Annotated in this window: 13 protein-coding genes, 1 pseudogene and 1 CRISPR repeat array; of the genes and pseudogenes, 1 reads left to right on the forward strand and 13 read right to left on the reverse strand. The window is 27.5% G+C overall.

The annotated features are described in order from the left end of the window. Positions 1 to 182: 182 nt before the first annotated feature. The 6 genes from ACI48P_RS16775 to ACI48P_RS16800 all read right to left on the reverse strand — a co-directional run bounded on the left by ACI48P_RS16775 (position 183) and on the right by ACI48P_RS16800 (position 8,522). Positions 183 to 1,841 (reverse strand): glycoside hydrolase family 13 protein, encoded by a 1,659-nt coding sequence (locus ACI48P_RS16775; protein ID WP_475217862.1) that lies wholly within the window; start codon positions 1,839 to 1,841, stop codon positions 183 to 185. 16 nt (positions 1,842 to 1,857) lie between these two features. Next, positions 1,858 to 2,646, reverse strand: a complete 789-nt coding sequence (locus tag ACI48P_RS16780) for an endonuclease/exonuclease/phosphatase family protein (protein WP_475217864.1) — start codon at positions 2,644 to 2,646, stop codon at positions 1,858 to 1,860. A gap of 1 nt (position 2,647) precedes the next feature. After that, positions 2,648 to 4,288, reverse strand: coding sequence for a PTS transporter subunit IIBC (locus tag ACI48P_RS16785; RefSeq protein ID WP_475217866.1), 1,641 nt, complete (start codon positions 4,286 to 4,288; stop codon positions 2,648 to 2,650). 242 nt (positions 4,289 to 4,530) lie between these two features. Continuing rightward, positions 4,531 to 5,295 carry a MurR/RpiR family transcriptional regulator gene (locus ACI48P_RS16790; protein ID WP_475217869.1) on the reverse strand — a complete coding sequence of 255 codons (765 nt, stop codon included), beginning with the start codon at positions 5,293 to 5,295 and terminating at the stop codon, positions 4,531 to 4,533. Positions 5,296 to 5,439: 144 nt separating this feature from the next. Next, positions 5,440 to 6,795 carry a 6-phospho-alpha-glucosidase gene (locus tag ACI48P_RS16795; protein ID WP_475217971.1) on the reverse strand — a complete coding sequence of 452 codons (1,356 nt, stop codon included), beginning with the start codon at positions 6,793 to 6,795 and terminating at the stop codon, positions 5,440 to 5,442. Positions 6,796 to 6,926: 131 nt separating this feature from the next. Beyond that, positions 6,927 to 8,522 (reverse strand): alpha-glucoside-specific PTS transporter subunit IIBC, encoded by a 1,596-nt coding sequence (locus tag ACI48P_RS16800; protein WP_475217871.1) that lies wholly within the window; start codon positions 8,520 to 8,522, stop codon positions 6,927 to 6,929. 216 nt (positions 8,523 to 8,738) lie between these two features. On the opposite strand from ACI48P_RS16800, the gene ACI48P_RS16805 reads away from it, so the two are divergent. Continuing rightward, a complete protein-coding gene (locus ACI48P_RS16805) occupies positions 8,739 to 9,245 on the forward strand; it encodes a PTS sugar transporter subunit IIA (RefSeq protein ID WP_475217872.1) in 507 nt (168 codons plus the stop codon). Positions 9,246 to 9,281: 36 nt separating this feature from the next. Here the strand turns inward: ACI48P_RS16805 and ACI48P_RS16810 are convergent, their stop codons facing one another. The 7 genes and pseudogenes from ACI48P_RS16810 to cas5b form a co-directional block, all read right to left on the reverse strand. Continuing rightward, positions 9,282 to 10,295 (reverse strand): LacI family DNA-binding transcriptional regulator, encoded by a 1,014-nt coding sequence (locus ACI48P_RS16810; RefSeq protein ID WP_475217873.1) that lies wholly within the window; start codon positions 10,293 to 10,295, stop codon positions 9,282 to 9,284. 149 nt (positions 10,296 to 10,444) lie between these two features. Further along, positions 10,445 to 11,239: a DUF3169 family protein gene (locus tag ACI48P_RS16815; protein ID WP_475217875.1), complete on the reverse strand. Its 795-nt coding sequence runs from the start codon at positions 11,237 to 11,239 to the stop codon at positions 10,445 to 10,447. Further along, the gene (locus ACI48P_RS16820; protein WP_475217877.1) at positions 11,232 to 11,447 is read right to left on the reverse strand and encodes a helix-turn-helix transcriptional regulator; all 216 of its coding nucleotides are present in this window, start codon (positions 11,445 to 11,447) and stop codon (positions 11,232 to 11,234) included. Before ACI48P_RS16820 ends, ACI48P_RS16815 begins: the two co-directional genes overlap by 8 nt. A gap of 913 nt (positions 11,448 to 12,360) precedes the next feature. Continuing rightward, complete coding sequence (locus ACI48P_RS16825) at positions 12,361 to 12,699, reverse strand: hypothetical protein (protein ID WP_475217878.1); 339 nt, start codon at positions 12,697 to 12,699, stop codon at positions 12,361 to 12,363. 102 nt (positions 12,700 to 12,801) lie between these two features. Next, positions 12,802 to 13,374: pseudogene (locus ACI48P_RS16830) on the reverse strand (IS1595 family transposase); the annotation flags it as partial. 118 nt (positions 13,375 to 13,492) lie between these two features. Then, a CRISPR array of direct repeats spans positions 13,493 to 19,246; the repeat unit is 30 nt; unit sequence ATTTAAATACATCTTATGTTAATGTTAATC. Positions 19,247 to 19,429: 183 nt separating this feature from the next. Further along, positions 19,430 to 21,982 carry a CRISPR-associated helicase Cas3' gene (gene cas3, locus ACI48P_RS16835; protein WP_475217880.1) on the reverse strand — a complete coding sequence of 851 codons (2,553 nt, stop codon included), beginning with the start codon at positions 21,980 to 21,982 and terminating at the stop codon, positions 19,430 to 19,432. Positions 21,983 to 21,992: 10 nt separating this feature from the next. Beyond that, on the reverse strand, positions 21,993 to 22,739 hold the full coding sequence (gene cas5b, locus ACI48P_RS16840; RefSeq protein WP_475217881.1) for a type I-B CRISPR-associated protein Cas5b: 747 nt from the start codon (positions 22,737 to 22,739) through the stop codon (positions 21,993 to 21,995). Position 22,740 lies beyond the last annotated feature (1 nt).

The following is a 22,740-nucleotide window of genomic DNA, read 5'->3' on the forward strand; positions in this document are numbered from 1 at the left end:
ACCATTCTAATAATTTGTCTTAATAACAAAAAAGTTAGTATTATAAACTAACATAATTTGTTAAAATATTATAAATTAAGTATATCATCAATCCAATGTTTTGACTTCCTATGTAAAAAAAAAGACTAAATTGTAATTTTTCCTTATTTTGCAAATAAGGAGCCTTCACAGGCTCCTTAATTTTATACTTTATACATTCTAGCTTCCCAAGGTTTTAAATTTATAGTTTTAGAAATATTATGATTATCAACCTCATAATTAGATATAACTAAGTTATCGTACTTAATATTTATGTTATAATCATAAACTACCTCATTATCACTTAAGTTAGTTATTACTATAATTTTTTCCTTATCTAAAACTCTTTCATAAGCGTATATATTTTCATCATCTTCTAATATAAGATTATATTTTCCATATATTAAACATTCATTTTCTTTTCTTATTTTAATCATATTTTTGTAGAAATTAAAAATAGAATTTCCATCATCTAACTGATTTTTAACATTAATATCTTTATAATTGTCATTTACATTAATCCAAGGACTAAATTCACTAAATCCTCCATATGTACTATCATCCCACTGCATCGGAGTTCTTGAGTTATCTCTTGATAGTTTCCATACCTTTTTCATTGCATCTTCTATATCCATTCCATTGTCTAAATCTTTATAATACTCATTTATAGTTTTTACATCATTATATTCTTCAATATTTTCATACGCTACATTAGTCATACCTATCTCTTGACCTTGATAGATAAATGGTGTACCCTTCATCATAAAATACATAAGACCTAGTGCCTTTGCACTTTCATTTAAATATTTATGATCATTTCCAAGTACTGATACAGACCTTGGTATATCATGATTTTCTATAAATAAAGCATTCCATCCATCTCTATCAAGAGCGTTTTGCCATTTAGTAAGTACTTTTTTATAATCTCTTAATTCAAGCTTTTCATCTACCTTATCATTCCATAAATGTAGATGCTCAAATTGAAACACCATATTAAACTTACCTTCTTCTTCGCCTACCCATAGATGTGAATCACTAGCTTCAACACCATTAGCTTCTCCAACAGTCATTATATCGTATTTATCTAAAGTATTTTCTTTTAATTCTTTTAGGTGTTCATGTATCCCATCTACATTCATATGTTTATCAAAACTTGATACATACTTTAAATCATCAGGATTAGCCATGTCTGTAAGTCCTTCTTCTTTCTTTATATGACTAATTGCATCTACTCTAAATCCATCTATACCTTTATCTAGCCACCAATTCATCATTTCATATATGGCTTTTCTCATATCTTCATTTTCCCAGTTTAAGTCTGGCTGTTTTTTAGAAAATAAGTGAAGATAATACTCCTTTGTATTTTCCTCATACTCCCATGCAGAGCCACTAAAAATACTTTCCCAGTTGTTAGGCTCATTATCTTCTTTTCCTTCTCTCCATATATACCAATCTCTCTTTGGATTATCTTTAGAAGATTTTGATTCAATAAACCAAGGATGCTCATCACTTGTATGATTTATTACTAAGTCAGCTATAAGCTTCATACCTCTTTTGTGAACCTCTTCTAATAATTTATCAAAGTCCTCCATAGAACCGAATTCTTCCATTATACCTTTGTAATCACTTATATCATATCCATTATCATCATTTGGCGATTTATAAAAAGGAGATACCCATATAACATCTATCCCCAAATCTTTTAAATAATCTAACTTTTCTATTATTCCTTGTATATCTCCAATTCCATCATTATTAGAATCCTTAAAGCTTCTTGGATATACTTGATATACAACTGCTTCTTTCCACCATTTTTTGTTCATTTTTACATCACCTTTTTTATATATTTATGTCTACACTAACACCGTAGTGATCTGATACTATATTTTTGTTTTCTCCATTAAATATTACTTCGCTTTTTAACACTTCTACTTCTTTATTAGTAAATATTATATCTAGCCTTAAATCTTCTTTATTTTTATCCCATCCTGCAATCTTACCTTTTACAGTTATTCCTTCATCCCTATTTTTAGAGATTTTATATGTGTCTATTAATGTTTTTGCTAAATAATCATAACCTTCATTGACTATATTCGCATTATTGTTAAAGTCTCCCATTATAAATGTTAGACTGTCTTTTTCAATATTTTCCATAAGTTTATCTGCTTGATATTTAAATGGTTCTTCACAATCATTAAACCAACCTAAGTGACATGAAAGAAAGCTCATTTCAATATCTTTATATAGTGCTTTTATTTTAACTATTTTTCTACTTTTCCAGTAACTTAGGTTATCATTTTTACTTACATAAAAGCTTTCTTTACTAATAATTGGAAGCTTTGTCATAAGACAAAGCCCCTCTTCATATACATCATATCCAAAATGTACTATATCAAAATAAAAATCATATTTATCATTTCCAAGTCTTTTTAATTCCTCTTGAAGTAGTAAAGCAAAATTATCTTTTCTTATATTTTCATAAACTATATCACTATTAATATGCTGGCTTACTTCTTGCATAGCTATCACATCATAGTCCTTTTCATTTATAGTTTTTGCTATATATTTAATTTTCTCAATCTGATTTTCTTCTTGCCAGGAGTGGCAATTTAATGTCAAAAGTTTCATATTATGCTCCTAGTGCATCTATTATGTTAGATTTTAATATATCAGCTTTTGGCCCATATATTGCTTGAACACCTCTATCCTTTATTATAAGACCTAGCGCCCCAGCTTCTTTCCATTTTTTATCATTAGCTACTAAATTTGTATCTTTTACAGTTACTCTTAAACGAGTCATACAAGCATCTACCTCTTCTATATTTTCTCTTCCACCTAGAAGGCCTATTATTGTATTTGATAGCTCATCACCATTATTATTTGAAGTAGAGTCAGATTTTTCTGAGTCTTCTATGTAATTGCCTCTACGTCCTGGAGTTGCTATATCAAATTTCTTTATTAAGAAGTTAAATATTCCATAATTTCCTACAAAGAATATAGCACATGACATTACAAAGTTTAATAAATCCTTAATAAGCCCAGCTTTAACTAGCATTGGTGTACGAGTTAAAAACTCTATAAATCCAAAAGCATGTACTCTTAAATCTATTATGTCAGCAAGTGCAAATGCAAGTCCTGTAAGTATTGCATATACAAGATATAATATAGGTGATATAAACATAAACATAAATTCTATAGGTTCACTTACGCCAGTTAAAAAACATGCAAGAAGTGCTGATAAAAATATTGGTTTATATTTAGCTAATTTATCTTTATCAACATTTTTATACATTGCCATTGATATACCTGCAAGTGATGCAGTTGATAATATAACTTGTCCTGCTTTAAAACGAGCTGGCACTACACTTTGTAGCAATTGATTATATCCTTCTATGTTTCCTGCTTCTTTTAAATTTATCAAATCTGTTATCCATGCAAGCCATAATGGATCTTGTCCAGCTACAGTTGTTCCTACTGCTGAGCCTGTCATAATTTCATATACTCCACCAAGTTCTGTATAGTTCATAGGTACTGTTAACATATGGTGAAGTCCAAATGGTAATAATAATCTTTCAAGAGTTCCATATACAAATGGCGCAAGTATAGGGGCACTATCTCTTGATGATGCTATCCACATACCAAAGGCATTAAGAGCTCCTTGTATAAATGGCCATACTATAGATAAAACTAAAGCTGAAACTACAGAACCTATTATAACCACAAACGGTACAAAACGTTTTCCATTAAAGAATGCTAAAGCTTGTGGTAACTTAGAGAAATTATAGAATTTGTTGTAAAGTAGAGCTCCCATAAACCCTGATATAATACCAACAAATACTCCCATATTAAGAGCTGGTGCACCTAATATAGATGTGAAGTAGTCTTTAACTAAAAGATTAGCTCCAGTTAATGAAGTAACAGTTGCATTTGGATCTAAAAGCATATCACTATTTACACCAAATATTGAACCTGTTATTCTATTTATTAATATAAATGCTATTATTGCTGCAAATGCCCCACCAGCTCTTTCTTTAGCCCAAGAGCCACCTATTGCAACTGCAAATAATACATGTAAATTTCCAATAATCCCCCAACCTATATCTTCTACTACTCTAGCTATAGTAATAACTAACTCCATATCTGATGACATACCTATAAGTTTTCCTATGGAAATCATAAGACCTGCTGCTGGCATAACAGCTATAACAACTAAAAGTGCTTTACCAAATTTTTGCCAAAAATCAAATGATCCTAATTTAAATTTTCTCATCTTTTATTTCCCCCTCTGCTGTGCAATCGGTTGCGCAAGTTTGTAAAAAAATATCTCTCTTTGGAGAAATATTATATTTTACATATTAGCATCTTGTGAAAACAATTTCAAGTATTATTTTTCATAATTCTATAAAAAAAGTTACTATTTTCGAATGAGTCAATTTTTCTACAGTTCATGTTTCTTTAGTTATCATTTTCATATTAAATAAATTATTATAATATTTAATATAGTACATTATGCTAGTTTATTTCTCTTATGTATTTTTCATAGTTGTAAAATAATATTTCTGCTATTATATAGAAAAATACAGTACAATTATGTTTCTCACCACTATTTAAGTATCTACTAATACTTGTTCCATATAAGTTGTATGGTGTTAAACTTGCTAGTTTGTTGTTTTCTAGTTTAGTTATAGATATTACTTTTATTCCACTTATGTTTAGTTTTCTTACGTATGTGTCAAGGTTATTTGTGTTACCTGAGTATGATAATATTATCACTGCATCTTTATTTGTTAAGCTATCTGCTAAAGCTTCAAACTCGTATGCCCCACCTACTGCTATAAAATATTTATGTGTAAACAAGAATAATCTTTTAAGTTCTTCTAAACATATTTGTTGCGCTCTTCCTGTTCCATATATAACAATTCGTTCCGCTTCATGGATCACTTTACATATATCTCTAATTTTATCTTCATTATTATTTTTTATTGTGTCACATACAGACTTACTTAGACTTTCAATATAATCCATTTCATCTTCTTTTCTATCCAATTTACTCTGTTCTTCCCATTTTAAAAACACCTTAAATTCGCTATATCCACTTAACCCAAGCTTTTGTGTAAGTCTTAATACCGAACTCTTAGATACGTTACATTTGTCTGCTAGTTCGTTTATTCCCATTTTTGAGCATATTGTTTTATTATTTAGTATATATTTAACAATATGTAAATCATTTTCATTAAGTTTGCTATAGTTACTGTTTACTAGTTCTGCCAAATTCATTAGTTATCCTCCTAAGTATCTATTTAATTGTCAATTATTATATATAATTCTACAAATTTCTTTTAATTCCTGCATTAAAAGGGAATATCTAGAAAAGTAATTATTCTAAATATTCCCTATATTATTTTGGATTTACTTTTTATTTTATACTAGCGCTAATTCCTCTTCTTTATTTAATTCAGGCCAGAATTCTTTGTTTGCTTCTATTAAATCATCTAGTATCGATTTTGCTACTGTTGCACTTGGTACTGTTTTTGATAGTGTTATTGCTTGCCATAACTTTTGATAAGATCTTTCTACCCATGCTTCTACTACTAACTTTTCAACTGATACTTGTTGTTCCATTAATCCTTTTTGGAACTGTGGTATTTTTCCTATTCTTAATGGCTCTGGTCCATTACTTCCTACTATACATGGTATCTCAACCATTGCACTTGAATCAAAGTTTTCTATTGAACCATTATTTTCAACTATTAATAGCATTCTTTCCCCAGTATTGTATGCTATTGCACGAGCTAAATCCACTATATATGAAGCATGGTCATCAATGTGTAATTCACAATCTTTTGTTGATTGATTATCGATTACTCTTTGACATTCTCCAAATACAAACTTCTCACGTCCATCCATAACTTCATTTGCACGAGTGTATTCTTTATCAGAGTGTTCTACTACATAATCTTGGAATAAGTAGTATTTTAAGTATGTATTTGGTAAATGAGTTGGGTCTACTTTATATACATCTCTAGCTTTTAAGAATGTATCATTCCAACTTGCATCTCCATGTTGCTGTGCCTCTACATCTACACAGTATCCGTATTTACTTACATGCTCTTTTATTTTTGGCATTAAGTCATTTCCCTCTTTATCTGTAATACTTGACCACCATCCAAAGTGATTTAGTCCGTAGTAGCGTACATTCATATCTTTACGAGAATCAAGTCCTGCAATTTTTGCCATAAATTCTTCTGTTCCTACTGGCATATCGCATATATTTAGTATTTTTGAATTAGGTCTCAGTCTTCTAGTTGCTTCTGCTACTATTGCAGCTGGATTTGAGTAATTTAACATCCACGCATCTGGTGAATATTTTTCCATATAGTCTAGTATTTCTATAACTGGACCTATTGAACGCATACCATATGCCATTCCTCCTGGTCCACATGTCTCTTGTCCTACTACTCCATGTCTTAGTGGTATTTTTTCATCTAATTCACGCATTGCATATTTCCCAACTCTTATATGAGCCATTACAAAATCTATATCTGTAAATGCTTCTTCTGGATCTACTGTAGCTAAAAATTCTATTTCTGGAGCTTTTTCTCTTAGTATTACTTCACATGCTTTTGCTATTGTATCTTGTCTTTTTTCATCATTATCATAAAACTTTATCTTTCTTAATGGTAATTTATCTAAGTTATCTAGTAACATTAATACTATTCCTGGTGTAAATGTACTTCCCCCACCAGCTATTGCTATTGAAAATCTTTTCATATCTATATCCCCCTATGTCTTTATTATTTTTGTTTATACTTAATTTATATCATCTAAATTTTATCTTATCAATAATTCTAATTTAACTTGGTATTTGTTTTAAAACCTGTTTTTTTTCTCATTTAGTGAGAAATTTCTCAATTTGCTTTTTCATCTGTTAGAGCTCTTTTAGCTTCTAATACTTTTTCAAATTCTTCTCTAAATTGTGGTACTGATAGACCTATTATTACTTGTATTGCTTTTTTATTTCTAGATACTCCATGTGCGCCTATTTCTCTAAATTTACTATCACTTTCTATTAAAGTTTCATCTACAACATTTAAACGTAGTCTAGTTGCACAATTTGTAACATCTATAATATTTGAAGCTCCTCCTAATAATTCTAAAGTTTGCTCTGCTTTACTTAAAGAAGTTACTTTACCTGCTTCTTGCTTAGCTTTAAAGTCAGCTTTTGTATATAGTTTTGCTTCTTCACCATCATCTTCTCTACCTGGTGTTTTGAAGTTAAACTTTAATATTAAATATCTAAATGTTACAAAATATATACCTGTAAAAGCTAATCCTATACCGATTTGAGTCAAGTATGTCATCCAGTGATACTTAAACAGTGGTATCCAGTTAAGAGCTGCCCAGTCTATAAGTCCTGATCCAAAGTTTCCAACTACACCAAATGCAAATGATACTGCTGATAATGTTGCTGCTAATATTGCATGTACTACAAATAGTGGTGGTGCTATAAATAAAAATGTGAATTCAAGTGGTTCTGTTATACCTACTAATACTGCTGTTAATATAGCTGGTACAACAAGTCCTGTAACAATTTTCTTCTTTTCGGGCTTAGCTGTAGCAATAAGTGCTAGACCTATACCTGTACAACCAAATACTTTAGATAAACCATGAAGAGCAAATCCACCTTCAGGGAACATCGCCTTTAATGATTGGGCATTTGTTGCAAAATCTGATAGATGTGTTGCCCAGTATACATTTAGGCCACCTTCCACTACTGCTTGGTCAAATACAAATGGACTATATATAAAGTGATGTAGTCCTGTGGGTATTAATATACGTTCTAAGAATGTATATAACCAGACCCCTATATTTCCTGATGCTATTAAAAAAGTTTGTACTGATCCAATTACCCCTTGTACCATTGGCCATATCCACGAAGTTAAAAATGCAACGGGAATCATAATAAAAAATGATATCATTACAACTAACGAAGATCCTTGGAATACCCCTAGAAACTCAGGCAGTCTTTTATCAAAGTATTTATTATGTACGTAAACTACTATACTTGCTATTAATATAGATCCTACCATACCAGTATCTAATGTTTTGATTCCTGCTATCATAGTTAGCCCACTACTTCCCCCTACCTCAGCAGTGAAGTCTACTCCAAAAGTAGGACCCCATTGCAAAAGTATTGCACTTATAAAATAATTAAAAGTCAAGTATGTTGCTAATGCTTCTAAACATGCACGAGCTTGTGCTTTTTTAGCTAAGGCTATAGGAAGGCCTATAACAAATAGAAGTGGTAGCTGCCTAAAGCACATCCATGCACCTTCTTCTATTACGTACCACATTTGATACCAAAGTCCATCAGGATTTGCTATACTTCCTACTATTTCTTGATTCTTACATACTGTAGAAATCCCTACCATAATCCCTGCAAAAGCAAATAATAATACCGGTGTAAACATTGCAGATCCAAATCTTTGAATTTTTTGCATCATATAAATCACTTCCCCTTTTATTTTTTTATGAGTTCTCATGTCTTAATTAAGTTATACATTACTAACGGAAACGTTTGCAATATTTCCACAGTAAAGAGATATTATTCTTAAATTTGCGTATTTTTCTCATTTTGTGGTAATTTTCCCTTAAGTTTTATTACTATTGATTCTAAAATTTTATACTGCTAGAATAAATACAAACTATATTTTGAAGGGATGGTGAAGTTCCCTTTTAGGGACTCTTATATGTTTAATATATTTAAAAAAGCTCAGGTATTTAATGCTCCAATCACAGGAAAAGTAATTGATTTGTGTCATGTTCCCGATGATGCATTTGCAAAGAAAATGATTGGTGATGGAATTGCTATAGATAGTACTGGTGATGTTGTAGTTGCTCCTTGTGATGGTACTATTGAATTTATTATGGACACTAAGCATGCTTTTGCTATGTCTACAAATGACGGTGTTGAACTATTAGTTCATGTCGGTATCAATACTGTAGAACTTAAGGGTAGGGGCTTTGAAGTTTTGGTATCTGAAAAGGATAAAGTCAAATGTGGTACTCCTATATTGAAGTTGGATAGAGATGTTTTTACATCTAATAATATCTCTTTAATTACACCTCTATTGATTACTAATCATGATAAGTTAAAATCATTAAATACATTGATTGGCTCTACGGTTACTGCTGGAGAGGATTGTGTTCTTGAGTATAAATTATAGGCGGTGGGGATTATAACTTATCCACAAACAGATAAGTTATAATCCCTTAGTATCTAAAAAAGATTCTCTTTCTACAAATTCAGTATCTATTATACAAAATTTTTGCATATCTTCTTTATTTTCTAGATGGTTTATTAATATGTTTGTTGCACTATAACCTAATATATCGGCGTTAATGTCTATTGAAGCTAGCTTTGGATTTTGATATTCACTAAGTGGCGTATTGTTAAATCCAGCTACTGATATGTTTTCTATATTTTTTTCTTTTAAATACTTTAACACTCCAAAAGCTAATAAATCATCTGTTGTTACTACCGCGCTTACCTCTTCATTTATTATGCTTTTTGCTGCATTGTATCCATTTTCTTCTGTAAATTCATTTTCATGCTTTACTATGTTTTCATTGTATTTTAAGCCATTTTCTTTGATTGCTATTTTGTATCCTTCCAGTCTGTCTTTAGACATATTCCAATCCTTAACAGCACCTATAAATCCAATGTTTTTGTGCCCTTTTTGTACAAGTTTATTTATTAAATCATACATTGCTTTAAAGTTATCATTGTCTACCCATAATATATTTTTTAAGCTTTGCGGTCTTCCTATAATTGAAAAAGGAAAGTCTGTTGAAATTAAATGCTCTATAATTTCATCGCTTTCTTTTGCTCTTAATAAGATTACTCCTTCTACCAATTTACTTTTAGTAATGTCTTTTATATGGTCAATTTCACTTTTATTTTCATCACTAAATACATATGTTATATAATAATTTTTTTCTTGTGCACATTTACTCATGCCTTTCATTGATTTTATAAAGAAATGATTTGAAAGTATGTCTTGAGACTCACTAGGAATTACAACTCCTATTATTTTTGTTTTGTTGTTGGCTAAGCTTCTTGCTATGACATTTGGATTATAATTTAGCTTTTTTATGGCTTCGTGTACCCTCTTTTTAGTTTCTTCACTTATTCTAGAACTATTAGATAATACTCTTGATACTGTTGAAGTAGCTACGTTTGCTTCTTTTGCTACGTCCTTTATCGTTACCTTCATTATATTCTCCTTAGTTTAATCTCTTCTTATTTATTTCTAATGTTAACTATTCCCATTTTATTTAAATACAAGTATATTTATTATATCATTTTATATAATAAAAAAAGTAACTATTTTTTAGATAGCTACTTTTTGGCATTAACAGGGTTTTATTTTACTTTTGAAAGCTTAATCGATTCTAAACAATAAGAAACTGTTAAAACTAGCCATATAATAGTTACCATTACTAAAGGCATTATTCCAAAATTCCATAATTCAAATCCTACAATACAAAGTATCCAAAGTATCGCACATGTTGCAGATACAGAAGTGTATGATTTGTAAGAACTTTTGTATATATCTAGCTTTATAGATTCATCACAACTATCAATCCATTTCTTTGCAAATTTAGTATCATATACACTACCTTTTAACAATGGATTAATTTCTTTTTCTAGATTTACTATTTTCTTTTGGATTAAAGTACTAGATGCTACACATAATATAAATCCTATAAGTAAAACAATAGTTTTTACAATATCAAGGTCACTATTTATATCGTCAAATATTATTAATTTAAATCCTGCCCCTAAGAAGAAGAAGCCAAGTATCATATTTACAGATACAGCTAATAGTACGTAAGATAAATTTTCTTCGATTTTATCTATAGTATCATCGTCTTCCATTGTATCCTTCCATAAGTCATATCCTTTTCGTGATTTAGCGTATACTACCCTGCTTACTATTATTACAACTATAGAAAGAACAATAGTTGCATATGGTGCAATTTGTTCAAGGATATTCATTAAGAAATGTACTAAATTAGTTCCTAAAACTTCCTTTAGGTTACCAGATACTTGGCTAAACAGAGCCCCTGCTATCCCACCTAATACCATTATAGCTAAGTATCCTTTAAAAGCTTTTTTATCTTCCTTTTTAATTTCACTTATACGGTTATCACTCATTACACTCATCCTCCTCATAACTAAAAATATCTTCCACACTTACCCCAAAAATTTTTGCTATCTTTAATGCTAAAGTAACTGAAGGAGAGTAATCCCCTCGCTCAATTTGACTTATTGTTTGTCTAGATACTCCAACCAATAGTCCCATTTCAGTTTGATTCACATTAATTTTAGCTCTATATTCTTTCAAGCGATTATTTAATGGCATTTAATACCTCCTGACTATTTTTATTGTCACTTTGACAATCTTCCTTGTCATTATCAATTGTAATGTATGACAAGTATAATTGTCAAGGCAGGAATTTTACTATTAGTTAAAACTTATTTTAATTCGGTGTAAAAAACTGGAGTATATATCTATTCCAGCTTTACCTATATCAACTTCCATGAAAATGGCGTATTAGTCTACTGTGTTTATTACCATAAAGATTAAACACAGCCCTGCAGATAATACAACTGTCTCAATTAGTTTTTCTGATTCTCGCATTTTACTATTTTCTCATTACCAATTAAATCATTTTTATTTGGTGACTTATAAAAATATGCCCCCTTTATGAAATCAGTTTTGCTACTGTAACTGTATAACATAAATGAGGGCTTATCATTTACCAAGTTCTTTGATTTTATCTTCTTCATAGTTACTTGTTGTAAATAATATGATACTAAAACCAGTTATAGAAACTAGAGGAATAGCTTGATGTTTTTACGCCATCTGTAAATAACAATATGCTTTTGTATAAAAACTAGAAAATAATTATTACAAATATTCTTATTCCGTCATTTAAATACATCTTATGTTAATGTTAATCGCTTGCTGCATCCCCTTCCAATATTCCATCTAGATTTAAATACATCTTATGTTAATGTTAATCTAGAGTTCAATTCTTAGATAATAAGAACAAAAATAAATTTAAATACATCTTATGTTAATGTTAATCATATTCTAATATGTACAATACATTTAAATATTTTAAATTTAGGCTATGTTTTAATATAGTGTTGATATTAGAGGCAATTTAAATAACAAAAATGTAGGGGTATATCGACTGACATACCCCTACATTTTTGTTCGCATTATATTAATATTGTTCATTAAATTTGTTTGAAAACTTAAACTAATACTATTTTAATCGATGATAGTATGTATCTATTGACATAATAATCTCCTCATACACAATAAGTATGTCCTTAGAATTGTCTCCCTTTGCCTCATAAATACTACATTTTGGTAAATCACCTTGTTTATTTATTATAGCTACCTTTTTACCTCTTTCTAAGTGGCTAAATTTCTCCATAAAATCTTCTCCACTATACTGTGAGTAAGTAATGTTTTCATAAGTAAAACTACCATCATTATTTCTATTTATATGTGGTAAAAATGGAGAGAATCTCCAAATATAAAATCCTAAAATAACTATACAAGATACTACTAAAATTATTAAAATGTTATTTTTCTTCATTAAAATCTCCCCTAAACTTATGCGTATTATTATACGTTCACAATTTATAACAATTGCGTACTTATTTTTATTATAGCATTACTTTCACCAATTTATTACCAATTATATAAACTGTGGTGTCCTTAATTTGAAATCCTTTATCTTAGTGTATGAATAAGCCACATTACTTTGTACAATAAAATTCTTAGTTTTAATAGAATCCCTATCACTTTCGAATATCCTTAACCACTTAAACCATTGCATATAATTCGATATATACTTACTTGCAACACCATTAAATCTACCCATCCATTTCTTCAAATTACTATGTAAACTATTGATGTGTTGGATGTGGTAAATACCTTCTTTATGTTTACCTGTCTTTATGCGTTTATGGTCTAAATTAAAGTCAGTAGCAAATTTAATGTATGATTTATGGCTATCTGTACATAATATAGAGTTTTCTCCTATATGACCTTTGTATAGGATTTCAAGTTCTTTATGTGTCATTCTACCTTTACATAAAGGCTCTATTATTAAATTACCTTGTCTATCTAAAGCTGTTGCAACACAAATCTGTTCTTTAGATATACCTCTCTTTTTAATCTCTTTACCTCTTTTACGAGATTTTCTTGGCATATTATTAGTTCTTGTACCTTTGAAACTCTCGGCAAAAAATACTTCATCTGCTTCTAAATAAGCTAATAATTCCTCTACTTGACCTAATGGTAATGTTTGTATATCTGTTAATATAGACTTTATACTTGGCATACTATAACCTCCGAAACATTGATATATCTATATTATATCCTAAATTTAAATACATCTTATGTTAATGTTAATCGTATAGCTAGGTCGATATACTGATAATGATAACTAAAATTTAAATACATCTTATGTTAATGTTAATCAAGTGAAAGAGTTACAATAAATAATGCATGGTTAAAATTTAAATACATCTTATGTTAATGTTAATCAAAGACTTTGCTTTCTGATATGCCTTATTATACAGTATTTAAATACATCTTATGTTAATGTTAATCCAAACATCTAATGCAGAAGTAATCGATGCTAGAGGATTTAAATACATCTTATGTTAATGTTAATCGAAGTAAAAAGCAAGGTATACTATGATCAACTAACAAATTTAAATACATCTTATGTTAATGTTAATCTAAAATATTAGTTACAGGTTTAAGACGTTTTGATGGATTTAAATACATCTTATGTTAATGTTAATCCATTTCCATATTTATCTACAAGAGTAGAATTAAACAATTTAAATACATCTTATGTTAATGTTAATCAATTCATTAATATGACTAGTAATGCTAAGTTCAACGATTTAAATACATCTTATGTTAATGTTAATCAAATGAAGGAATTGAAGTTAGTGATTCGGGAGAGTAATTTAAATACATCTTATGTTAATGTTAATCTCTGATGCAACCAGTGCATTAATTGTGGATATGTATTTAAATACATCTTATGTTAATGTTAATCCCATTTTTCCATATCCATATATGGATCATTTATCTTTATTTAAATACATCTTATGTTAATGTTAATCAACTCTGCATGAGGACTTATAGCTCCAGCATAAACATTTAAATACATCTTATGTTAATGTTAATCCAGCAAATCTATTTACTGCGTTGAATGCATTTTGTAAATTTAAATACATCTTATGTTAATGTTAATCGATATTTGTAGTAATGATTATATAGCTTTAAATAAATTTAAATACATCTTATGTTAATGTTAATCATAATGAGATGGTATCTAATAAAGAATACTATGTTAATTTAAATACATCTTATGTTAATGTTAATCTTATTCAAATATTTCTTTCAATGAGATTGTTACTATATTTAAATACATCTTATGTTAATGTTAATCAAATACCTCCCTCTTTTACTAGGAGGAGAGGATTGTAATTTAAATACATCTTATGTTAATGTTAATCTACGATTACGGGAGTTTTGGTTATTGTGAAAACTGATTTAAATACATCTTATGTTAATGTTAATCACCAATCTAAAATACATTCCTTTATTTTTCTTTATAATTTAAATACATCTTATGTTAATGTTAATCTGGGAAAAGTCCGAAGACGCTAAAAGGTTATGACAGATTTAAATACATCTTATGTTAATGTTAATCGAATTATGGTTCAGATTAGAAGTTTTTATCTTTGGACATTTAAATACATCTTATGTTAATGTTAATCCTATTGAAAATAGCTTACTTGATGTAAATAAAGCTAAATTTAAATACATCTTATGTTAATGTTAATCTAAGCAAGAAAAGACCTATCATTGGAACTATGGCTCAATTTAAATACATCTTATGTTAATGTTAATCAAGTAATAAATAGATATTGCAAGGCGGAGGAGCATCATTTAAATACATCTTATGTTAATGTTAATCTGTTATAGCTAATTTTGATATTAATAGAGATATTTAATTTAAATACATCTTATGTTAATGTTAATCTTTTATAGTTGCTCTCCAACTAAGGGAGATACCTTTATTTAAATACATCTTATGTTAATGTTAATCTCTGTTATAAATCTAAACATAGTTCCTCCTTAGGGATTTAAATACATCTTATGTTAATGTTAATCTTGTTGCTACTTTGGCTGTTGCTACTGGTATTGCTTATTTAAATACATCTTATGTTAATGTTAATCTAATTCTGTTGTTTCTCTTTGGTCTCCTAAGTATGGATTTAAATACATCTTATGTTAATGTTAATCTTACAAAAACCGTAAAATGAGCTTATTGTTTACTAATTTAAATACATCTTATGTTAATGTTAATCAGGTTAATTTAAGAATATTAGCTCAAAGATACATCGATTTAAATACATCTTATGTTAATGTTAATCCTTGCATACCATAAACAAAGTTCTTTATAAATAACATTTAAATACATCTTATGTTAATGTTAATCTGCGATAACACTATTGGTTATCAATATAATGACCCATTTAAATACATCTTATGTTAATGTTAATCGAATTAAAAACTTATGACTTGCATGATTATTCTTAATTTAAATACATCTTATGTTAATGTTAATCATGATTTTAGTTCAAATTTTGGTAATGCTTTTCCGAATTTAAATACATCTTATGTTAATGTTAATCTTTTATAATTTCAAAGATGATGATAGTATTGTTGAATTTAAATACATCTTATGTTAATGTTAATCGGACATAAACGACCGCATGGAAAAAGTGGTATGTTAATTTAAATACATCTTATGTTAATGTTAATCAAAATCACTAGACACTATAAAGTATCATATGTCAGAATTTAAATACATCTTATGTTAATGTTAATCTTATGTGAGTATTGTATCGAGCATATAGATTACATATTTAAATACATCTTATGTTAATGTTAATCTAAGTTTTATTGATAAGTTATAAAAGGGGGGAAGTAATTTAAATACATCTTATGTTAATGTTAATCCTGTCGTAGTTTTCATCCTTTATCATCATTGCTAATATTTAAATACATCTTATGTTAATGTTAATCTATCGGTTGACCGAATTCATCTAGTATATCCGCATCATTTAAATACATCTTATGTTAATGTTAATCTCTAACTTACTATCATAATCAGATATACTATCTTCGATTTAAATACATCTTATGTTAATGTTAATCGTCTAGGAATACTATAGTTTGTTTTATTATGTATATATTTAAATACATCTTATGTTAATGTTAATCTTATAATCATTGCTTTTTTATTGTCATATCTATAATATTTAAATACATCTTATGTTAATGTTAATCCTTTTAATAATTTGATTGGTTTGGGTGGTGGCTCATTTAAATACATCTTATGTTAATGTTAATCCCAAAAGCAGAATTAACAATTAAGCAAATACGAGATTTAAATACATCTTATGTTAATGTTAATCTGAACATTTAGTGCGGAATATCTCCCATTCTTCATGGATTTAAATACATCTTATGTTAATGTTAATCTGAAATATATATGCAAGCGCAACACTCGACACGTATATTTAAATACATCTTATGTTAATGTTAATCTATTTGAAAGCGCTGGTTATATTAGAGTTGCATATGGATTTAAATACATCTTATGTTAATGTTAATCCTTTCTTGTTATCCTTATAATCGCTTTTATGGTTAATTTAAATACATCTTATGTTAATGTTAATCAATTACTATGACAGGCTTCTTCGACCAAATTATGGAATTTAAATACATCTTATGTTAATGTTAATCACTTCGTTTTTCCAATGGTTTAACCTACTTTTAAAGATTTAAATACATCTTATGTTAATGTTAATCAGTATTGTGAGGAGTGCGGGGAATATCATGAAGTCGATTTAAATACATCTTATGTTAATGTTAATCATTTAATAAAAATTTAATAAATTATAATTATCATTAATTTAAATACATCTTATGTTAATGTTAATCACCAAAAGCGGAATTAACATTAAAGCAAATAAGAGAATTTAAATACATCTTATGTTAATGTTAATCTCATCTTTAAGCGCATGTATTAGGTTCTCGATAGCAATTTAAATACATCTTATGTTAATGTTAATCAGATATCTATAATAATAAAAAGAAGAAAGGTAATTTATTTAAATACATCTTATGTTAATGTTAATCGGGTTTATTTTATGGGAGCAAGTACTTTTTCATTGGATTTAAATACATCTTATGTTAATGTTAATCAATATTGGATTATGTTGCTAAGAAAGGATAATGTTAATTTAAATACATCTTATGTTAATGTTAATCTAATTTCGTAATAGGTATTTTCGGTGGCTTTTTTGGATTTAAATACATCTTATGTTAATGTTAATCATACAAAAAGATACCGGGTGTTCAATAATTAATTTAATTTAAATACATCTTATGTTAATGTTAATCAATAGTTTTGGTCAAGATAAATATAAAGGTAAAAAGATTTAAATACATCTTATGTTAATGTTAATCCTTAATGATATATATACAGAACTTAAATTATTAAAATTTAAATACATCTTATGTTAATGTTAATCGACTTATGAATTAATGGGTTTGCGTCGTAAATATGGATTTAAATACATCTTATGTTAATGTTAATCATATATAAAAGATGCCAGGTGTTAGTTAAAACAATATTTAAATACATCTTATGTTAATGTTAATCTATTACTTCTTCGGATTTCAATGGTACTTCTAGCTCATTTAAATACATCTTATGTTAATGTTAATCTTAGAAATTTTATTATTACCTTTTTGGCTGTTACTATTTAAATACATCTTATGTTAATGTTAATCTATGGATAATTTATCATATGCTTTGTATTTCTTATTTAAATACATCTTATGTTAATGTTAATCGTGATATAAAAGGTATTTTATCTATTTTTGATGTATTTAAATACATCTTATGTTAATGTTAATCGAAGTTGGAGGTTATACTTGTCTTCAAAATAATGTATTTAAATACATCTTATGTTAATGTTAATCTTTAGATCCTAATAAACCTTTACCACCTCCACCTACATTTAAATACATCTTATGTTAATGTTAATCAGAACTCAAACAACTTACTGGTAACAATGTTACTGAATTTAAATACATCTTATGTTAATGTTAATCGTTGGTGCGGTAGGTTGAGCGTAAGCCTTTATTGATTTAAATACATCTTATGTTAATGTTAATCGCGCTTACTGGAAGTACCTTCTCTTTTATAGATACAATTTAAATACATCTTATGTTAATGTTAATCTTATTTAGGAGGTTATTATGAATAAGGTACTTACAGATTTAAATACATCTTATGTTAATGTTAATCTTGAAATCTTAATACAGAAGATTTGGTTGTTACTAAATTTAAATACATCTTATGTTAATGTTAATCTTAATTGCTTTTTAATAACTGTCTCAAAGGTTTCATATTTAAATACATCTTATGTTAATGTTAATCAAAATGTTATTAGCAGGAGAAATAAATAAACTGTCATTTAAATACATCTTATGTTAATGTTAATCGGGGCAATATGGTGCAGATATAAATATTCTCAATAATTTAAATACATCTTATGTTAATGTTAATCAATTGTCAGAATATCATAAATTAATCGAAGAATATAATTTAAATACATCTTATGTTAATGTTAATCAAAGGTACTTCCAGTAAGCGGTGGTATTATTGGAGTATTTAAATACATCTTATGTTAATGTTAATCCTTATCATGGGAAAGGCTTTGTATAAGTTGGAAACCATTTAAATACATCTTATGTTAATGTTAATCAAAAATTAAGAGTGGTGAATCATTACCTTCTGTAGTATTTAAATACATCTTATGTTAATGTTAATCGAGTTATTAGGCATAGAGCAGAATCTAATAGTAACTATTTAAATACATCTTATGTTAATGTTAATCATTAGGATAAAGCAAATCATTAACAAATTCTGTACTCTTATTTAAATACATCTTATGTTAATGTTAATCTATGTTTGATTTTAAAAATAAGGATTCTAATAAGACATTTAAATACATCTTATGTTAATGTTAATCTACTGTAAAATACCTATATTTAAATACTCATGATACTTAAACACTTGTATTTTACTTAATTACAAAGCTTTATCCCAATTAAAAATGCTCTCTATACATACTATCATATTTTTTATGACAATAATAGTAAAATCAATACCTTCATGACTTATTAACCTATCTTTACCTGGGATAATTTTTATATTATATCCATTCAGAATTCACATCTTCTCCAAGCTTACTTCTGTCAAATTTCCCATTAGTAAAATACTTTTCACCATCATCAATATAAAAAATATCTCCAATACAATCACTGTAAGAATTAGTAAATTTCCTTAATTTATATGTAAAACAATCTACATTTTCCATGATCCTAGAAAGTTCTATCCTTTTTTGCGCATAACTCATATCATTATTTTTCAAAATATTTTTATAAGATTCCCAAACTTCATTCCCATTTATAACCTTAGCATTATCTAATTCAACATCTGTATTTAAAAATATAGTGTAATCTTTCACCTTATCTATTAACTTCATTTTTTCTTTAACAATTTCAAACTCTAATCTTCCAACCTTATCCTTAAAAAAAGTATCTATATTATTATCATTACATTCTCTTTTACTTTCTTCAATATCATTTATAACCTTTCCATAGTAAGCTTCAAAGTCTTTATCTTTAAGTAACCCTTGTATATTTTGATCTATCAAAGTCAAATGTTTTTGTTTCCTAAAGTCATTCTTATAAATACCACTGGCATCATCTATATTAAAAAAATATACTTTTGACCCATGTTTCTTACATGATCTATTAATCCTACCTAAAAACTGTTCCTCTGAATCTAATATAGATATATCTTTAAACCCAACATCCATATCTATATCCACACCAGCTTCAACGACTTGAGTGGCCACTAATATTACATTTTCTTGATTTTTAACCTTATTTATAATCTTTTTTCTCTCAAGCTTATTATCATCACCACTCATAAGCATAACATCTTCAAGTTCATCATTTAAAAGATTAAAGAATTCCACTGCCGTTGTCTTTTTTATAAACTCAATTAAAATTTTGTTATTGGTTTTACTTGCTTCTATAACCTTCTCTAATAAATCTTCAATATTGATAGTTTCATCTAACATTTCAAAGTTAACTTCTACTCTATCTTTGAATAATTTATTATTAAAATATTTTTTTCTGTCTTTTATTAAATAAGCACAGTTTCCATTTTCAAATCCTAACTTATCTAGTCTTGGTAATGTAGCTGACATAATTATTATTTTTATATTTAAAATTTCAGCATACTTTTCTAAAAACAATATTATTTCTTTCCATAAAGAGTTTTTGTAACTTTGTATTTCGTCTAGTATAACCACACTGTTAGCTAAGTGTATTAGAGGAAAACTTTCTTCTCTACTTGTTCCAAATAAATAGTTGAAAAATCCAATATGAGTAGTTAATACTATGGGATAGTGTAAAAATTGTCTGTTTAGCAGCGATTTTTCATAATCAATATCTTGACTAGAGTAATTATCTTTGACTTCTTTATTATCTTCGTCTTTATCTATAGTAGCTATGGGAGTTATAGAGTTTATTATTGATATATCTGATTTTATATTTTCTACACTTTTAAATAAATCTTCGGTAAAAGTTGAATATGTTTGTTCTACCAATGTATTAAAAGGAAATATATAAAAAATCTTATTTAAGGATTTATCTATTTCTAATGATTTTAATGCTAGGTTTATAGAAGTAATAGTTTTTCCACTACCTGTTGGAGCTTCTAGATAGAAAATATTTTTAGTAAATCCTTTTACTAGATTTTCTTCAGCTTCTATATTCATTTCTGTTCTAAGTCTATTTATATCATTGTCTTCAAATACTTTTTCTCCATCTCCATTTAAATAGCTTTTATGTTTTTCTAATCCTTTATATATTTTAGATGATTTATATACATCATAGTATTTTGAAACATCATCTATTGTCCCAAAGTCATCTATGTTAGAACTATTTTGATAATCACTAGTCGCATAGAAATCACAAGCTGTTATTAATGAAAATAGTAATCTTGAGTATATGTATATCTCTATATCTAAACCTTTTTTGCTATAAAATTCTTTTAAATAACCTTTTAACTTATCCATTAGATTTTCTACTGATTTTTGATTAAGCTTTATATCTAAATTATAACTTTCATATAGTTCTTTATAAGAAATATAATTATTAAATTCACTCGGTAATTTTTCAATATAGTCATAAAAACTTGTTAACATTCCATGATGTTTTGATATTATATATGAGTTTATAGTCAAAATTAAAAGAAGAAGCATATTTTCTTCTCCTTTTAGTTTTGATTTTCTTATTTTGTCAAAGTAATAATCAAAGTACAATACAGAAGATAACATAGAGTGTTTTGAATCTACATTAGGTGTATTTTTAAATTTATCATTATTCATTTTTATAAACTGAAAATCACTATTTATTTTTCCTATATCATGCATATATATGGCATTAGCAATAAGTTCTCTAACAATGTTCTTACATTCTGTAGATGTGCTGTTAAATAGTCTATTTTCTATTCTTGTAAATACATTATTTAAGTCTTTTTTATTACATAATTTAATTAAGTATTTATAAACTAAATCTAAGTGCTCTTTTAAAGTTTCTTTTTTGTTTTCACTTATCATATGTGCATATATATGTTGATTTTCAGATATATTTTTTTCTATATCAAACAGTTCTATATTTTTGAAGTACATTGTTTATCTCCTATATAAAATATAAGTTTAAATTATCTATATTGTATACTTTAGTATCTGATAGTTTATTTATTTTCATATTTGTATATACAAAAGTTTCTAGTATGTATTGGTTTGTTGTTAATTCTAATTTATATGGTAATTTTTCTTGATATTTAAATTCAGCTTCTTTTTCTAAGTCTTCAAAACTAAATCCAAAGTCTGTTACAAATTCGAACTCATCTTTTATAAACATACTATCTATTTGTTCTACATCATTTACTTCTTTTATGTTTTCTATTATTTTAATATCATTTATAGTTGCTACGTGGTCATTTTTACCTAAGTATGGTATGTATGTAAATTTCCTTTTTGAAAATCTTTCCTCAATATTTTTACATAGTTCATTATCTTCTAATAGAATATATATATCCCAAGATGGATTTTCTAGCCATTGCTCTTTTACTATTAAGTTTCCACCTTCTTCTTTTGATGCGTATCCTACTGAGTTATTAAATACTTGCACTTTTTTATTTATATATCCACCTTCATTTTTCGGTACTATGGCTAGTCTTAAACTATGTAGTTTTTTATAGAACTCAGGATAGTCATCTTCCTTGGTTTGTTGATTGTATCCTCCAAATCCCAAGCAACTACCTACAATGCCCATCAGAGATATTTTGTGAATATTCCCATATGTAAAATACATATATGAGTTTACATCTGGCTTTTTGAAGAAAGCTGTTTTACCACTTAGGTTAAACTTTAGTGCTTTCATC

This window comes from Romboutsia sp. LXY-2 (assembly GCF_056171995.1).

Coding starts and splice junctions, on each gene's coding strand:
- cas3 (WP_475217880.1), bottom strand. CDS start 21,982: ATGTACTTCAAAAATATAGAACTGTTTGATATAGAAAAAAATATATCT.
- ACI48P_RS16805 (WP_475217872.1), top strand. CDS start 8,739: ATGGTGAAGTTCCCTTTTAGGGACTCTTATATGTTTAATATATTTAAA.
- ACI48P_RS16815 (WP_475217875.1), bottom strand. CDS start 11,239: ATGAGTGATAACCGTATAAGTGAAATTAAAAAGGAAGATAAAAAAGCT.
- ACI48P_RS16825 (WP_475217878.1), bottom strand. CDS start 12,699: ATGAAGAAAAATAACATTTTAATAATTTTAGTAGTATCTTGTATAGTT.
- cas5b (WP_475217881.1), bottom strand. CDS start 22,739: ATGAAAGCACTAAAGTTTAACCTAAGTGGTAAAACAGCTTTCTTCAAA.
- ACI48P_RS16785 (WP_475217866.1), bottom strand. CDS start 4,288: ATGAGAAAATTTAAATTAGGATCATTTGATTTTTGGCAAAAATTTGGT.
- ACI48P_RS16780 (WP_475217864.1), bottom strand. CDS start 2,646: ATGAAACTTTTGACATTAAATTGCCACTCCTGGCAAGAAGAAAATCAG.
- ACI48P_RS16790 (WP_475217869.1), bottom strand. CDS start 5,295: ATGAATTTGGCAGAACTAGTAAACAGTAACTATAGCAAACTTAATGAA.
- ACI48P_RS16820 (WP_475217877.1), bottom strand. CDS start 11,447: ATGCCATTAAATAATCGCTTGAAAGAATATAGAGCTAAAATTAATGTG.
- ACI48P_RS16800 (WP_475217871.1), bottom strand. CDS start 8,522: ATGATGCAAAAAATTCAAAGATTTGGATCTGCAATGTTTACACCGGTA.
- ACI48P_RS16775 (WP_475217862.1), bottom strand. CDS start 1,841: ATGAACAAAAAATGGTGGAAAGAAGCAGTTGTATATCAAGTATATCCA.
- ACI48P_RS16810 (WP_475217873.1), bottom strand. CDS start 10,295: ATGAAGGTAACGATAAAGGACGTAGCAAAAGAAGCAAACGTAGCTACT.